Here is a 1,896-nt window from a genome sequence, read left to right as displayed (position 1 = left end):
TAGCTCAGTGATTGACAACGACCATATCGGTACTGCAACGACCACCACTAGCACAGTAAGCATAGGAGTGGTAACGGGCGCAACACCTAAGACCCCAGGAGCAAACACTCCAACATTGAACCCTACCGATGGTACTATTACGGTACCTAATAACACCCCAGCGGGTACTTATAGTATAGTGTATCAAATCTGCGAGAAGTTGAATCCAGGCAACTGTAGCACAGCTACAATAATAGTTGTAGTACCAGCTCAGCCAACAGCAACGCCAACAACTATAGAGGCTAATGGCGATACCTTTGTACAAAACGGAGTGCCAACAAGCACTACTACGTTGGGCAATATCCTTACTAATGATAAGCTCAATGGTAATCTGAACCCAGCAGTACAGAGTGTAACCATTACTACGCCATCAACGCCAGCACATACACCTTACATTCACCCAGGTACGGGCGAGGTAATTGTGCCACCACATACCCCAGTGGGTGTATATGAGTTACCATATACTATCTGTGCTCTTGCTAGCCCTACAGTATGCGATACCGCTACAGCTGTAGTAACCGTAAACAGCATAGAGGCTCATAACGATGGCAGACACTTACTCGGTACTACTGTAGGCGGTACTATCAGCAGCGTACTCGCTAACGATAAGCTCAACGGTCGTACCCCAGCAGCCAGCGAGGTAACTATCAACTGGCAAGCTACTCCAGCCGGCTTTACTTATAATGCGGATGGTAGCATTACCGTAGCAGCAGGTACAGCAGTAGGTACTTACACTATTAGTTATACCCTTTGTGCAACTGCTACTCCTACCTTGTGTAGCGAACCAGCTGAAGTAATAGTAGAGGTAACCGCTGCTACCCCAGTACCACCGCTTAGCATTACAGCTGTTTATGACGGAGTATATTATATAGAGAAAGGCACCGCTACTACCCTTACTAGTGTATTGGCTAACGACCTACTCGATAGCGACCCAGCTACTACCGGCAATGTATCGCTTACTTGGGACATCAGTGCTCCTGCAGGCTTTACCCTCAATGCCGATGGTACTGCCCACGTAGCTACCAATACCGCTGTAGGAAGATACGAAATACCGTATACTATCTGTGCTAAAAACGGTACTCTATGCAGTACTACTAAATTAGTAGTAACCGTATTAGCTCCTACCGTTACCCCTACTATCGAGGTAAATGGTGAAACTTTTACCTATACTGGTAGTCCTACAGTAGGCAATGTACTAACTAACGATAAGTTGAATGGTACACCTAACCCATCAGTGCGTAGCGTAACCATTAGCATAATGCCACCTCCACCAGGGGCTTACGAACCTTACTTAGATCCATCAACTGGTGATGTAATTGTACCACCTCATACTCCATCAGGTAGCTATACAGTTACTTACCGAGTATGTACTATTGATACTCCAGTAGCTTGTGGAGTAGCCTCAGTAGTGGTAGTGATACCAGCAACCCCACCAACACCAACGCCAACAGTAGTGCCAGTAGCAGTTAATGATAGTGCAGCAACACCTCGCAATACGCCGGTAACTATTGATGTACTATCGAATGATACCCCTAACGGAGCTACAACTCCTAATGTGGTAACAACACCACAAAATGGTACAGCAGTAGTAAATCCTGATGGTACTATAGAATACACGCCAAATACAGGCTTTGTAGGTACAGACCGCTTAGTATATACACTTTGCAATGCTAGTGGTTGTGCAACAGCTACTGTAAACATTGAGGTAACTAATAAGCTCATAGTTTATAACGGTGTATCAGTAAATGGTAGTGACAAGAACAACCACTTCCACATAGCAGGTATAGAAGCCTACCCAGATAATACAGTACGCATCTACAACCGTTGGGGCGTAAAAGTATGGGAGGTACAAAGCTA

1 protein-coding gene is annotated in these 1,896 nt (G+C 45.4%); it reads left to right on the top strand.

Annotated elements, in window-relative coordinates; all coding sequences use genetic code 11:
- The coding region (locus C8P65_RS12125) for an Ig-like domain-containing protein (RefSeq protein WP_211305902.1) at positions 1-1,896 on the top strand (1,896 nt) is incomplete at both ends.

The sequence above is a fragment of the Capnocytophaga leadbetteri genome (assembly GCF_003054025.1).
GTDB lineage: Bacteria > Bacteroidota > Bacteroidia > Flavobacteriales > Flavobacteriaceae > Capnocytophaga > Capnocytophaga leadbetteri.
This window is presented reverse-complemented; position numbering and strand designations above follow the sequence as displayed.